Source organism: Streptomyces sp. 3211.6 (genome assembly GCF_003634815.1).
GTDB classification, from domain to species: domain Bacteria; phylum Actinomycetota; class Actinomycetes; order Streptomycetales; family Streptomycetaceae; genus Streptomyces; species Streptomyces katrae_A.
Map to the genome: position 1 here is coordinate 2,635,108 of NZ_RBXC01000001.1, position 13,658 is coordinate 2,648,765.

The 13,658-nt window shown below is 74.3% G+C and carries 13 protein-coding genes and 1 riboswitch; of the genes, 8 read left to right on the forward strand and 5 right to left on the reverse strand.

Going from position 1 to position 13,658, the window contains the following annotated elements:
* Nucleotides 1-97: 97 nt before the first annotated feature.
* Nucleotides 98-238, forward strand: a complete 141-nt coding sequence (locus BX286_RS36530; protein ID WP_159036793.1) for a hypothetical protein — start codon at nt 98-100, stop codon at nt 236-238.
* Nucleotides 231-440, forward strand: a complete 210-nt coding sequence (locus BX286_RS12210) for a hypothetical protein (protein ID WP_079426542.1) — start codon at nt 231-233, stop codon at nt 438-440. The genes BX286_RS36530 and BX286_RS12210 overlap by 8 nt, the downstream gene beginning before the upstream one ends.
* A gap of 43 nt (nt 441-483) precedes the next feature.
* Here BX286_RS12210 and BX286_RS12215 read toward each other — a convergent pair whose 3' ends face one another.
* From BX286_RS12215 to BX286_RS12235, 5 genes are all read right to left on the reverse strand, one after another.
* Nucleotides 484-1,221, reverse strand: coding sequence for a cyclopropane-fatty-acyl-phospholipid synthase family protein (locus tag BX286_RS12215; protein WP_121014966.1), 738 nt, complete (start codon nt 1,219-1,221; stop codon nt 484-486).
* A gap of 126 nt (nt 1,222-1,347) precedes the next feature.
* Entirely contained in the window at nt 1,348-1,539 is a 192-nt protein-coding gene (locus tag BX286_RS12220; protein ID WP_079426546.1) for a DUF1059 domain-containing protein, read from the reverse strand.
* 70 nt (nt 1,540-1,609) lie between these two features.
* Entirely contained in the window at nt 1,610-3,817 is a 2,208-nt protein-coding gene (locus tag BX286_RS12225; RefSeq protein WP_121014967.1) for a choice-of-anchor J domain-containing protein, read from the reverse strand.
* Between the two features lie 125 nt (nt 3,818-3,942).
* Entirely contained in the window at nt 3,943-4,176 is a 234-nt protein-coding gene (locus BX286_RS12230) for a ferredoxin (protein ID WP_045951372.1), read from the reverse strand.
* Nucleotides 4,176-5,627 carry an aldehyde dehydrogenase gene (locus BX286_RS12235; RefSeq protein WP_121014968.1) on the reverse strand — a complete coding sequence of 484 codons (1,452 nt, stop codon included), beginning with the start codon at nt 5,625-5,627 and terminating at the stop codon, nt 4,176-4,178. Before BX286_RS12235 ends, BX286_RS12230 begins: the two co-directional genes overlap by 1 nt.
* A gap of 209 nt (nt 5,628-5,836) precedes the next feature.
* On the opposite strand from BX286_RS12235, the gene BX286_RS12240 reads away from it, so the two are divergent.
* The 6 genes from BX286_RS12240 to BX286_RS12265 all read left to right on the forward strand — a co-directional run bounded on the left by BX286_RS12240 (nt 5,837) and on the right by BX286_RS12265 (nt 13,394).
* Nucleotides 5,837-6,874, forward strand: a complete 1,038-nt coding sequence (locus tag BX286_RS12240; protein WP_121017622.1) for an MBL fold metallo-hydrolase — start codon at nt 5,837-5,839, stop codon at nt 6,872-6,874.
* Nucleotides 6,875-6,966: 92 nt separating this feature from the next.
* Nucleotides 6,967-7,046: riboswitch (cobalamin riboswitch) on the forward strand.
* Nucleotides 7,047-7,176: 130 nt separating this feature from the next.
* Nucleotides 7,177-8,427: a prenyltransferase/squalene oxidase repeat-containing protein gene (locus BX286_RS12245; RefSeq protein ID WP_121014969.1), complete on the forward strand. Its 1,251-nt coding sequence runs from the start codon at nt 7,177-7,179 to the stop codon at nt 8,425-8,427.
* Between the two features lie 74 nt (nt 8,428-8,501).
* Nucleotides 8,502-9,182, forward strand: a complete 681-nt coding sequence (locus BX286_RS12250) for an SCO2322 family protein (RefSeq protein ID WP_121017623.1) — start codon at nt 8,502-8,504, stop codon at nt 9,180-9,182.
* On the forward strand, nt 9,179-10,480 hold the full coding sequence (locus BX286_RS12255; RefSeq protein WP_261993405.1) for an energy-coupling factor transporter transmembrane protein EcfT: 1,302 nt from the start codon (nt 9,179-9,181) through the stop codon (nt 10,478-10,480). Before BX286_RS12250 ends, BX286_RS12255 begins: the two co-directional genes overlap by 4 nt.
* A complete protein-coding gene (locus BX286_RS12260) occupies nt 10,477-12,507 on the forward strand; it encodes an ABC transporter ATP-binding protein (RefSeq protein WP_121014970.1) in 2,031 nt (676 codons plus the stop codon). The genes BX286_RS12255 and BX286_RS12260 overlap by 4 nt, the downstream gene beginning before the upstream one ends.
* A complete protein-coding gene (locus tag BX286_RS12265; RefSeq protein WP_121014971.1) occupies nt 12,504-13,394 on the forward strand; it encodes an ECF transporter S component in 891 nt (296 codons plus the stop codon). Before BX286_RS12260 ends, BX286_RS12265 begins: the two co-directional genes overlap by 4 nt.
* Nucleotides 13,395-13,658: the final 264 nt, after the last annotated feature.

A 13,658-nucleotide genomic window follows, 5' to 3' on the forward strand; every position in this document is an offset into this window, starting at 1 on the left:
GCTGCACTCAGGGGTGCTGCGGCCTCTTCGCACCCCGATCGAGTGGCTTCTCTAGAGAGGCACCCGCCTGGCTTTCCCCCTGAGAGGAGTGATCCCAATGCGGCAGTTTCCGGTCGAGGCGGAGACGCCTGAGGTGCACAGCCCTCCCTACGCCACGCCCAGCGCCGATCTGCTGGACCGTGTGCTGGCCGGGTGGGAGCGCTTCGTCGACACCTTCGAGGAAACGGTCGATGAATGAGGGCTACGCGTACCTGCTGCGCCGTCGGGTGCGGGACATCCCGTCCGGTGTCGAGGGGGTGCTGATGGCCGTGATCAACGAGGACGTCTCGGACTTCGCCGGATGCGAGCGGTGGGTGGAACTGGCTTACATCCGCGACGCGTCGGGCCGTGAGTTCAGCACCGCCGTCGGGAACGTCGAAGCCGGCGAATGGACGGATTGAAGCCCCTGGCGGCGCTGCCGCCAGGGCGGGATCGGAGTCGGGGTCAGTCCGTCGTGCGGCGGAGGGTCAGGGTGGCGAAGCCCCAGGTGTCGCGGTAGGTGCGGAGCCAGTCGGTGCGGCGGGTGGTGGCCCAGGTCAGGATCTCGGGGCTGTCCGGGTGGGTGGGGTGGTCCAGGGCCCAGTCGGCGAGGGTGCCCCAGTTGGACCACTCGTATGCGTCCAGTTCCTGGCGGGTGCTGGTGTGGCCCTGGACGGGGGTCCAGCCGGCGGCGGTGATGCGGTCGATCGTGGTCGGGAGGTCGGCGAAGTCGCCCAGCATGTCCACCGCTTCGGGGGTGGGGGTGCGTTCCCAGATGCCCTCGCCGATCAGGACGCGGCCGCCGGGGGCCAGGTGGGTGCGGGCGGCTTCGAGGGTGGGGAGGAGGCCGCCGAGGGCGTGGGTGGAGCCGACGCAGAGGATCAGGTCGAAGGGGTGGGAAGGGGTGAAGTCCTCGGCCCTTTGGTGGTGGAGGGTCAGGCGGTCGGAGACGTCGAGGGCCTTTGCCCTGTGGCGGGCATCCGTCAAGTCGGACTCCGAGATGTCCACGCCCTCGGCGTGGACGTTCGGGTGCGTGGTGAGGGCGCGCAGGAGCCATTCCGCGCTGCCGCAGCCGAGGTCCAGGACGCGTTCGTCGCCGCGCGGGAGGGCGTCGGCGAGGAGGCGGGTCACCGAGTCGTCGTTGAGGGGGGACTTTATGGGGTGGTGGGTATGGGCGAGCTTCGAGATCTGTTCACGGTTCACCCGGCGCAGCCTTGCAGGGAGGCGATGCGCTCGCAGCTCGTTTTTTGCGTGGGCGTCGGTGGACCGGCGGCTTCCTCCTGATCCCGTGGATTCACGGGATCAGGGAGGCTGCCGGTCCGGGCGGGGTCAGGCGGGCTGGGCGACCTCGGGCTTCAGCATGCCGCGCAGTGCGTCGCGGAACTCCTGGCTGTCCTCCTCGCCGTGCACGGCGACCGCGTGCTGGACGGCCGCGCCCATGACCTCGTCTTCCTCGCCGATGATCACCAGGGTGCACCCGACCTCGCTGGGGTACTCCCTGCAGTCCATGACCTTGCGCATAACGCACCTCCTAGCGGTCATACCGTCCACGATCCTCCCTTCCCGGCCGGTAGGGAAGCCGGGCCGGCGGTCAGCTGCCGCCGGGCTGGAGGACGCCGTTGACGGTGAGGCGGTAGGGCGCCGCGATCTTGATTGATTCGGTGGGTTCGTAGTGGTCGATGATCGCGAAGACCGTTTTGGCCTGTGTGCCCAGCAGGCGGCGCAGGCGGCGTTGGTCGAGGGCCCCGTGGTGGTTGGCGTCCAGGGGGACGTCGGCGGTCCAGGCGTGCTGGTGGTCGTCGGTGTAGGCGACGAGGCGCAGGCTGATGCCGGGGATCGTGTGGATCTGGTAGCTGCTGATCGTCTGCCAGCCGGTGAGGGTCGTGCCGTCGGAGACGAGGGTGGCGCCGGACTTGATGTTGTCGATCCACAGGCCGGGCTGGATCACGCTGGCGTCGGTCTTGTAGCGGAAGGCGACGAGTACGGTCCGGCCGGCCAGGTCGGAGAGGTCGATGCTCTGGTGGGTCCAGCCGCCGGAGTCTCCGGTGAATCCGGGGAGCAGGGCCGCGATGTCGGATGCCGCATCGCCGTTCAGGGTGGTGACCATGCCGGCGCTGCGGCGGGAGGTGAAGGTGGCGCCGCCGTCGGTGGAGACCTGGACGGCGCCGAGGTCGTAGCCGGGTTCGATGTCCCAGCGGGCGTCGAAGGTGAGGGTGGGGTCGGCCGGGTCGACCGTGATCTCGCGGACGATGCTGCGGTCGATGCTGACCTCGTCGCCAGGGGGGCCCGAGTAGAGGGCGGGGTCGCCGGGTGCGTGGCCGTCCGGGTCTACGGTCCACTCGACCGGGCGGGTCGGGTAGACGAGTGGTGCCTCGAAGTCCAGGCTCCGCAGGGCGGATGCCGTCAGGGGCCTGCCGGAGGCGTCGCGGAGGCGGACGAAGTCGGCGCCGTTGGAGGGGGCGCCGGGGCGGGCGTAGGCGAAGGGGGTGTCGAGGTTGACGGTGGAGTGGAGCGCCTTCGCCCGGAAGCGGCGGGGGTCGGCTCCGGTGAGTTCGGCGCCGTCGTCGAGGATGCCGTCGAGGGCCGCCGTGGTGGACCAGTCGCGCAGGAGGGCGAAGGGGTCCTCGTGCGCTCCGTGCCGGGCCAGGGTCTTGGCGAGGCGCTCGAAGCCGGAGCCTCCGCCTGCGTAGAGGAGGTCCCTGACGAAGCCGTGTCCGTGGCGTTCGGAGAGGGTGTGGATCATGACCTCGGAGGCTCCGTAGTCGCACAGGAAGCTCTGTCCCGGGTCGGGCCAGAGCGTGAGCGAGTTCTCGGGTCCTCCGTTGCGGTCGCCGTACGGGTCCGTGTACCCGGCGGGGAACATGGCCCTCTGGCGGCCCTGGAAGCAGCCGATCTTGAGGTTCTTGAGGGCGTCCTCGGAGCGGTCGTCGTAGCCGACCAGCCACCTGGCCCATTCGGCCGTGCCCTCGATGGTCCAGTTGGCGCCGTTGGGGTCCTGCGCGCCGCTGTACCAGAGCACGTGGTTGTACTCGTGGGCGAGCAGGCCCTCGATGTAGTTCGGCATCGGGAAGCCTTCCCAGATGCGGCACGGGCTGCCGCCCAGGTTGGCCGGCCTGGCGCCGAGCATGGTCTTCCAGCCCGCGGCCTCGATGATGAGGATGTTGCGGTCCGTCGCGTCGACGTCGGCGCTGATGAACTCGCCGCCGGACGCGATGTTGTCGACGAGCACGACGACGCGGTCGCCCTTGCCGCGCCAGGCGTCCGGCGGGATGCTCGGGTCGAGCAGCTCCGGCTTGGCGTGGCTGCCGTCGCGGGGCCTCGGGACGCCGAACACCTTGGCCTCGCGCGGGCGGATCACGTGCTCGAACTGTTCGCCCAGGTAGCGCAGCTGCGGGTCGGTGATCACGAGGTCGTCGGCGTTCGAGCTGCTGCAGTCGTCCGTGTCCACCGGCAGGTCGCCGGTGGGGACCCAGATCTCGGCGTGCTCGGTGACGGCGCGCAGCCGGAACTCCCGCAGCACGGTCTGCTGCGACCAGTCGACGGTCGGCCAGGTGCGGAGCGTGCCGAGCCTGGCCTCGCCGCCCCCGTAGCGGCCCGTCTTCGCCTGCTGGGACAGCCGGGGTGAATGGTGGCGCTTGTGGTGGACCGAGTGCCGGTGCTCGCGGTTCGGCCGGGGCTGGGGCCGGGGGGTGGCCTGGGCCGGGGCGGGAGGGAGGGCCCAGGCCAGGAGGAGTGCGGTCAGGACCAGGGGCCACCACGCGGTGCGTCTGCGCGCGGTGGACGGGGCGGGCTGGCGCATCGGTCTTCTTCCGGAGCAGTGGAAGGGGATGATGCGACAAGTTAGCGAAATGGGATATTCCGGTCGGGCATGTCGGGTGGTGCGGCATGTCGGGCCGGAGCCGGGCGGCCCCGGCCCTCCTGCCGTCAGTCCTCCGGCGGGAACACCGGCTCCCCCGTGGCCGCGAGGGTGATCAGGATGGCCTCCACCGGGCAGCCCTCCGCCGCCGTGAGGGTGGGTTCGTTGGCGTCCGTCTCCGGGGTGCGGGGGTGGGACTGGCGGGCGGAGTCGAGGGTGAAGGCGTCCGGGGCGTGGTTCACGCACATGCCCGAGCCGATGCAGACGCCCCGGTCCACCTCGACCTGCCAGCGGTCGCCCATCACGAGCCCGCCGGCAGGTGGATCATCTTGTGCTCCAGGTACTCGCTCAGGCCCTCGGGGCCGAACTCGCGTCCCACGCCGCTGTTCTTGTAGCCGCCGAAGGGGCCGAGCATGTCGAGGCTGAAGGTGTTGACGTTGAAGGTGCCGGTCCGGATGCGGCGGGCGAAGTCGATGCCGTGGTCGGTGTCCGCGGTCCAGACGCTGCCGCTGAGGCCGAACTCCGAGTCGTTGGCGATACGGGCGGCCTCTGCCTCGTCGCCATAGGGGATCAGGCAGACGACCGGGCCGAAGATCTCCTCGCGGGCGATCCGCATCGAGTTGTCGACGTCGCCGAAGAGGGTGGGTTCGACGTACCAGCCGCGCTCCAGGCCCGCAGGGCGGCCGCCGCCGGTGAGGAGCTTGGCGCCCTCCTCCTGGCCGATGCGGATGTAGTCGAGGGAGCGCTGCTGCTGGCGCTTGGCGACGAGCGGGCCGAGCTGGGTCGCCGGGTCGAGGGGGTCGCCGACGACGAGGGCTCCGGCCGCCGCGGCCAGGGCCTCGGCCACGTCCCCGTAGCGGCTGCGCGGGGCGAGGATGCGGGTCTGGGCCACGCAGGCCTGGCCGTTGTTCATCCAGGCGGCGGGGACGATCCCGGCGACGGCGGCCTCCAGGTCGGCGTCCGGGAGGATGACGGCGGCGGACTTGCCGCCGAGTTCGAGGGTGACCCGGGTGAGGTTGCGGGCGGCGACCTCCATGACCCGCTTGCCGGCGGCGACCGAGCCGGTGAAGGCGACCTTGTCGATGCCGGGGTGTCCGACCAGGTACTCGCTGACCTCCCGGTCGGCGGGCAGGACCGACAGCACGCCCTCGGGCAGCCCGGCCTCGCGGACGATGTCGGCCAGGATGAAGGAGTCCAGCGGGGCCTCGGGCGAGGGCTTGAGGATGACCGAGGAGCCGGTGAGCAGCGCGGGGGCGAGTTTGGCGGCGGCCACGAACTGCGGGACGTTCCACGGGATGACGGCGGCGACGACCCCGACCGGTTCGCGGCGCACCAGGATCGGGCCGAGGGCGCCCTGGCGGCGTTCCTCGTAGGGGTAGTCGCGGGCGACGGTGATGGCGGCGTCGTAGACCATCATCGCGCCGAGGGCCTGGGCGAGGACGCTCCAGGAGTACGGGGAGCCGTTCTGGGAGCTGATGGAGCGGGCTACCTCCTCGTGCCGGACGGTGATGGCGTCCTTGATGCGGGAGACGACGGCGATGCGCTCGTCCAGGGTGAGGCGGGGCCAGGGGCCCTCGTCGAAGGCCTTGCGGGCGGCGGCGACGGCGCGGTCGACGTCGGCCTCGGAGGCGTGCGGGACGCTGCCGATGACCTGCTCGGTGTGGGGGGAGACGACGCGGATGGTGCCGGTGCCCAGCGGATCGGTCCATTCCCCGCCGATGAACAGTTGTCCGTGTTCCACGAGCTCGGTCATGTCCGATGCCTCCAGGGGCTGCGCACGCTCTCACCGATGTCGCAGAACTGATACCAGTTCTAGTTCCAGGAGTCCACGGTCGGGACGGGGACCGCGGAAGATCCGATGACAGGTCAGGACTGTTGGTGGACGGTCGACTTGGGCTACTACTGGAACGCGTTCTCGTCAGAGCGGACCGAGCCGGCCAGGGAGCCCCCATGTCAGAGGTCATGTCACAGGTCACCGACCACGGCGGGGGTGTGTGGGGCATCAAGGTCCCCATCCCCGACAACCCCCTCGGACACACCCTCGTCCACGTCCTCGACACGGACGCCGGCCCCGTCCTGGTCGACACCGGCTGGGACGACCCGGACTCCTGGGACGCCCTCACCGCGGGGCTCGGCGCGCTGGGCATCGCCACCGCCGACGTGCACGGGGTGGTCATCACCCACCACCACCCCGACCACCACGGCCTGTCCGGGAAGGTCCGCGAGGCCTCCGGGGCGTGGATCGCCATGCACGCCGCCGACACCGAGGTCGTCCTGCGCACCCGCTCGGCCGATCCGGGCCACTGGTTCGACTACATGGGCGAGAAGCTGGCCGCTGCCGGAGCCCCCGAGGAGCACGTCGCACCCCTGCGGGCGCTCCGGGAGAGCGGCCGGGCCCGGACCCTGCCCGGGCTGCGGGCCGCCGTCCCCGACCGGGAGATCGTCCCCGGGGAGCTGCTGGCGCTGCCCGGGCGCCGGCTGCGCGCGATCTGGACGCCCGGGCACACCCCCGGTCACGTCTGCCTGCACCTGGAGGAGGCCCACCCGGCGCACCTGCCCGGCAACGGCCGGCTGTTCTCCGGCGACCACCTGCTGCCCGGGATCTCCCCGCACATCGGCCTGTACGAGGACCCGGAGGACACCCGGGTCACCGACCCCCTCGGCGACTACCTCGACTCCCTCGAACGCGTCGGCCGCCTGGAGCCCGCCGAGGTGCTCCCGGCCCACCAGCACGCCTTCACCGACGCCCCCGCCCGCGTCCGGGAACTCCTCGCGCACCACGAGGAGCGGCTGGACGGACTGTGGCGGCTGCTGGCCGACCCGCTGACCCCCTGGGCCCTGGCGGAGCGGATGGAGTGGAACCGGCCCTGGGAGCAGATCCCGTACGGCTCGCGGAACATCGCCGTCTCCGAAGCGGAGGCCCACCTGCGGCGGCTGGTGAAACAGGGCCGGGCCGAGGCGGTCCCGGGCACCGACCCGGTGGCGTACCGGGCCGTGTGAGCGGCGCCGGGCGGGGCTGCCGGGGTCCGGCGCCCCGGGGCCCGCGGGGTACGGGCCGGTAGAGTGAGGCCGTCGTCCACACTTCCGTACGGGGGGAAGCCGGTGCGAATCCGGCGCTGACCCGCAACCGTGACCCGGCCCGCAGCTCGCGGGGCGGGGAGCCGGAACGCCCCGTAGCGGAGGTGCGCGGCTCGTGCCGCCGGAGCCCCCGGCGGCCGGCACCGTCGAGGTAAACGGAGCCGGAGCCCGGTGCCCGCGCGTGCCCGTCTCCCGCTCCCCGCACGAGAGGCACCCGCCCCGCCATGAACGTCCGCCGCAGCGCAGCCGCGCTCGCCGCCTCCGCCGTGCTCTGCGTGGGCGCCGCCCCCGCAGCCCTCGCCGACACGCCGCCGCCCGCCCCCTCCGCGCCGCCGGTCATCCCCTCGGGTCTCTTCGGCAAGGCCGACCCCTCGTATGACGGCGTGTGGCGCCAGTCCTTCGCGCTGCTCGCCCAGCAGACCGTCGGCGAGAAGCCCGCCCCGCAGGCCGTCGACTGGCTGACCGGCCAGCAGTGCGCGAACGGCGGCTTCACCTCGTTCCGCGCGGACGCCACGAAGGCCTGTGACGCGACGACCGTGTTCGACACGAACGCCACCGCCGTGGCCGTCCAGGCCCTGAAGGCCCTCGGCGGCAAGGACGCGCAGGTCAAGAAGGCCGCGGACTGGCTGAGGTCCGTCCAGAACGAGGACGGCGGCTGGGCCTACGTCCCCGGATCCCCCAGCGAGGGCAGCTCTACCTCGATCGTGATCAGCGCGCTGGCGGTGGCCGGCGAGAAGCCCGCCGAGGTGAAGTCCAAGGCCGGCAAGTCCGCCTACGACGGCCTGCTCTCCTTCCAGCTGGGCTGCTCCGCCGAGCCGGCCGCCGACCGGGGCGCCTTCGGGTACCAGCCGGCCGACGGCAAGCTCGCCGCCAACGCCGACGCCACGGCCGCCGCCGTCCTGGCGGGCCTGGGCAAGGGCGCCCTCGTCGAGCCCGCCACCACGGACACCCCCACCGCCGCGCTGGCCTGCCCGGCGGGCGCCGCCGACCCGGCGGCCGCCGCCCAGGCCGCGGCCGGCTACCTGGCCGAGGCCCTGAAGAAGGACGGCCACCTCACGGCGGTCACCCCCGGCGCCGACCAGCCGACCCCGGACACCGGCAACACCGCCGACGCGGTGATCGCCCTGGCGGCGGCCGGACACCGGCAGGCGGCGTCGGGCGCGCTGGAGTGGCTGAAGAACAACTCGGCCTCCTGGTCGAACCGGAACCCGGCCGCCCTGGCCACCCTGGTCCTGACCGCCCACGCCACCGGCACCGACCCGAAGGCCTTCGGCGGCGTCGACCTGGTGGCGGCGCTGAACGCGACCGGCCCGGCCCCGCAGCAGCCGGACGCGCAGGCGCAGAAGGTGGAGAACAAGGCCGACAAGACCGGCTCGGGCGGCCAGAACCTGTGGTGGATCATCGGCGCGGGCGCCGCGGCCGGCATGGGCATCGGCATCCTGCTGAGCGGCCGCCGCAAGAAGAACGAGCTGTGAGCCGCCTCCGTTCGCGGGGCCTGGCCGGTACGCGCGGCCTGGCTGGTACGCGCGGCCTGGCCGGTTCGCGGGGCCTGGCCGGTACGCGGGGCCTTGTCGGCCTGCTGGCCGCCCTGGGACTGCTGCTGACCCTGTTCGCGGCCTCCCCGGCCCTGGCGGCGAGCTACCGCTACTGGTCGTTCTGGCAGGGCTCGGGCGGGAACTGGGGTTACGCGACCGAGGGCCCGTCCACGGCCCGGCCCGCGGACGGCACCACGCTCGGCTTCCGCTTCTCGGTGAGCAAGGACGCCGGCGCCGAGGCGGCCAAGCCGCGCGCCGGAGCCGACTTCGAGGCCGTCTGCGGCGCCACCGGCGCGGTGGAGGGCAAGAAGCGGGTGGCGCTGGTCATCGACTTCGGCGTGCCCGCGGACGCCCCCGCCGGGGAGGCCCCGCCGCAGGATGCCCCGCGCACGGCCTGCGCCCAGGTGGCCCCGGACGCCACGGCGGCCGAGGCGCTGGCCGCGGTGGCGAAGCCGCTGCGCTACAACGGCGCGGCGCTGCTGTGCGCGGTCTCCGGCTATCCGAAGTCGGGCTGCGGCGAGCCCATCGCCGACCCGGAGCCCAAGGCGTCCGGGTCCGCGTCCGCCCCGGCCCCGGCCGCCGCGCCCTCCTCGGGCGGGGGCTCCGGCCCCTCGGCGGGCCTGGTCGCGGGCGTGGCGGCGGTCGCCGCCCTGGGCGCGGCGGCCGTCTGGCAGTCCCGCCGCCGCAGGCGATGACCCCCGTCCCGCCGAACCCACCGCACGGCACGGCCCCGGCGGGCCCACCGGGCGACGGCACGTCGCCGCAGGCCGGGCGCACCGCCCACGGTCCGGCGGCCGAAGACGCGACCCCGGCCGGGCCCGGCTCCGCAGGGGCCGGTCGGGGGTCGCGCGGGACCTCGTACGAGAAGGGACGGCCCTGGCGGGCTCCCGAGGCACGGCGCGGCAACGCCCTGCACGCGGGGGCCTGGTGGCTGTGGGCCCTGGGGCTCGCGACCGCCGCCTCCCGGACCACCAATCCGCTGCTGCTCGGGCTGGTCATCGGCGTCGCCGGGTACGTGGTCGCCGCCCGCCGCACCGAGGCCCCGTGGGCGCGCTCCTACGGGGCCTTCGTCAGGCTCGGCCTGTTCGTCATCGGGCTGCGGCTGCTGTTCTCCGCCCTGCTGGGCTCCCCGGTCCCCGGCGCGCACACCCTGTTGACCCTGCCGGAGCTCCCGCTGCCGGCATGGGCGCAGGGCATCCGGTTCGGCGGCCGGGTCACCGCCGAGCAGCTGGTCTTCGCCTTGTACGACGGGGCGAAGCTGGCGACCCTGCTGATCTGCGTCGGCGCGGCGAACGCCCTGGCCAGTCCGGCGCGGCTGCTGAAGTCGCTGCCGGCCGCGCTGTACGAGGCGGGCGTGGCCGTGATCGTGGCCATGACCTTCGCGCCGAACATGGTCGCGGACGTGGCCCGGCTGCGGACGGCCCGCCGGCTGCGCGGCCGTCCCACGGGCGGGGTGCGGGCCGTCCTGCAGATCGGGCTGCCGGTACTGGAGGGCGCGCTGGAGCGCTCGGTGGCCGTCGCCGCCTCGATGGACGCACGCGGCTACGGGCGCACGGCACAGGTCCCGCCCGCGGTGCGGCACACCACCAATGCCCTCGTGCTGGGCGGCCTGCTCGGCCTGTGCGCGGGCACGTACGCCCTCCTCGCGGCGGAGGGCGCCGGCTACGGGCTGCCCCTGCTCGGCCTCGGCCTGGTCCTGGCCCTGGCGGGGCTGCGGCTGGGCGGGCGGCGCAGCATCCGCACCCGTTACCGGCCCGACCGGTGGGGGGCGCGGGCCTGGCTCGTCGCCGGGTCGGGGGCGGCGGTGGCGGCCCTCCTCGTCCACGCGGGATCGGTGGACCCCGAGGGGCTGCGGCCGGGCGTGGTCCCGCTGGTGGCCCCGGGGCTGCCGCTGTGGCCGGCGGCGGCGGTCCTGCTCGGCCTGCTCCCCGCGTTCGTGGCCCCCGTCCCCGCCCCGTCCCCCTCCCCTTCGTCCGAGGAGCCGTCCCGTTGATCCGCTTCGACCAGGTCTCGGTGACGTACGAGGGCGCCGCGCAGCCCTCGCTCCGCGATGCGGACTTCACCCTTCCGGAAGGGGAGCTGACCCTGCTCGTCGGCCCGTCGGGGGTCGGCAAGTCGACCCTGCTGGGGGCCGTGTCCGGGCTGGTCCCGCACTTCACCGGGGGCACGCTGCGGGGGCGGGTGACGGTCGCGGGGCGGGACACGCGCACGCATCCGCCGCGCGAACTCGCGGACGTGGTGGGCACGGTGGGGCAGGATCCGCGGGCCCACTTCGTGACGGACGTGGTGGAGGACGAGCTGGCCTACGGCATGGAGTCGCTGGGCCTGCCGCCCGCGGTGATGCGCCGCCGGGTCGAGGAGACCCTCGACCTGCTGGGCCTGAACGAACTCCGCGACCGCCCCATCGCGACCCTCTCGGGCGGGCAGCAGCAGCGGGTGGCGATCGGCTCGGTCCTGACGACGCACCCGAAGGTCCTCGTCCTGGACGAGCCGACCTCCGCCCTGGACCCGGCGGCGGCGGAGGAGGTCCTGGCCGTGCTGCAACGCCTGGTCCACGACCTCGGCACGACCGTCCTGATGGCGGAACACCGCCTGGAACGGGTCGTCCAGTACGCCGACCGCGTCCTCCTCCTCCCGTCCCCGGGCGCGGCCCCGGTCCTGGGCACCCCGTCCGAGATCATGGCCGTCTCCCCGGTCCACCCCCCGGTGGTCTCCCTGGGCCGCCTCGCGGGCTGGACCCCGCTCCCCCTGTCCGTCCGCGACGCCCGCCGCGCATCGGCTCCGCTCCGCGCCCGGCTGTCCACGCAGACCCCGACGATCGCAGCCCCGCCGACGTTCGAGGCACGGCCCCCCGAAGCCGCACCCCTGCCGACCCCAGCCCCGCCGACACCCGGGGCACAGACCCCCGGGGCAACGTCCCTGCCCTCTCCAGCCCCACCGGCACCCGAGGCAGCGTCCCCGGCTCACCCCGCGGAGCCCCAGGCCCAGGCCCCCGACGCGGCACCCCCGGCCCACCCGGCCCCGTCGGCGCTTGAGGTGCGGGACTCCGGTGTGGCGCCCCGGGGAACGGTGGCAGGGAGGGGAGGGGAGCGGCTCCGCGCAGCGGCACTCCCGGCATCCGCCCCCGAACCCGCCCCCCGCCGCCTGCTGGCCCGCCTCGCGCGCCGCAGGCCAACGCCGGCAACCCCCGCCACCCCCGCCGGCGGCCTCGGCGCCCCCGCGGCCACCGCCACCCACCTCCACATCCGCCGAGCCCGCGCAGAGGTCCTGCACGACATCACCCTCACCGTCGCCCCCGGCGAGACCATCGCCCTCATGGGCCGCAACGGCGCCGGCAAGTCCACCCTCCTCGCCGCCCTCACCGGCACCCTCGCCCCCACCACCGGCCGGGTGACGGTCGGCGGCCGCATCCCCCACCGGACCCCGCCCCCGGAGATGGTCCGCCAGGTCGGCCTGGTCCCGCAGGAGCCCCGCGACCTCCTCTACGCCGACACCGTCGCCGCCGAGTGCGCCGCGGCCGACGCCGACGCCGCAGCCGTGCCCGGGACCTGCCGGGCCCTGGTCAGCGCCCTGCTGCCCGACGTACCGGACGGCACCCACCCCCGGGACCTGTCCGAGGGCCAGCGCCTCACGCTCGCCCTCGCCCTGGTCCTCACCGCCCGGCCCGCCCTGCTCCTCCTGGACGAGCCCACCCGCGGCCTGGACTACGCCGCCAAGGCCCGCCTCGTCGAGACCCTGCGCGCCCTCGCCGCCGACGGCCACGCCATCGTCCTCGCCACCCACGACGTGGAGCTCGCCGCCGAGCTGGCCCACCGCGTCGTCATCCTGGCGGGCGGTGAGATCGTCGCCGACGGGCCGACCGCCGAGGTCGTGGTGTCCTCGCCCGCCTTCGCCCCGCAGGTGGCGAAGGTCCTGGCCCCGGGCCACTGGCTCACGGTCTCCCAGGTGGCCGCCGCCCTGAAGGCCCCCCAGGCCACGGGCGCCGCGCAGGCCACAGGGGCCACGGAGGTGACCCCATGAGCCCCCGTCCCGTCCGCATCGGCCCCCGCGCCGCCGCGGCCCTGGTCCTCGTCACCCTCATCGGCATCGCCGCCTTCGGCTGGCCCCTGCTCGCGGACGCCCAGTCCGGTCTGGCCCACTCCCAGGACGCCCCCTGGCTGTTCGCGGCGCTGCTCCCCCTCCTGGTGGCCGTCGTCATCGCGACCATCGCCGACCAGGGGATGGACGCCAAGGCGGTGGCGATGCTCGGGGTGCTCGCCGCCGTCGGGGCGGCGCTGCGCCCGCTGGGCGCGGGTACGGCCGGTCTGGAGCCCATGTTCTTCCTGATGGTGCTCAGCGGCCGCGTCCTCGGCCCCGGCTTCGGCTTCGTCCTCGGCGGCGTCACGATGTTCGCGTCCGCCCTGCTCACGGGCGGGGTCGGACCGTGGATGCCGTTCCAGATGCTGGCCCTGGGCTGGTTCTCGCTGGGCGCCGGGCTGCTGCCCGGGGCGATGGAGGTCCCCCCTGGTCGAGCGAAGCCGAGGGCCTGGGGGGCGATCCGGGGGCGGGCCGAGCTGGCGATGCTCGCGGCGTACGGGTTCCTGGGCTCGTTCGCGTACGGGACGGTCATGAACCTCCAGGGCTGGGTCCTGCTCCAGGGCATGGGCCAGGGCGTCTCCTTCCATCCGGGTGACCCCGTGCCGGCGAACCTCGCCCGCTTCCTCGCGTACTGCCTGGCCACCTCGCTGGGCTGGGACCTGGGGCGGGCCGCCCTGACCGTCGTCCTGACCCTCACCCTCGGGGGCACGGTGCTGAGGGCGCTGCGACGGGCGACTCGGAAAGCTGCGTTCGACGCGCCCGTTTCCTTCGATTCACCGGCCGGAAGTGGCCCGGGCCACGCACCCGACAGGGTACGAGCGGACACATAACGTGACATCCGGGCCGCTGGGCGGTGAGGCGGCCCACAGGACCCACGTCACATCCGGCCCCGCCTAGTAGCCCCCGCCCCGGCCCCCCGCCCCGCTCCTCACCAGCGGGAACACCCTCACGGCCGGGCCGGGACCTTCCGCCCCGCCCCCGAAGGGCGTTAGTAGCAGGGGGGCATTGCCAGGGCGGCGGGGGCCTGGCTAACTGGTGTTGTCGCCACGGCGGCCGGGGCGCAGCGCCCCCCGCCCGGTCGAACCCCTCTCCCC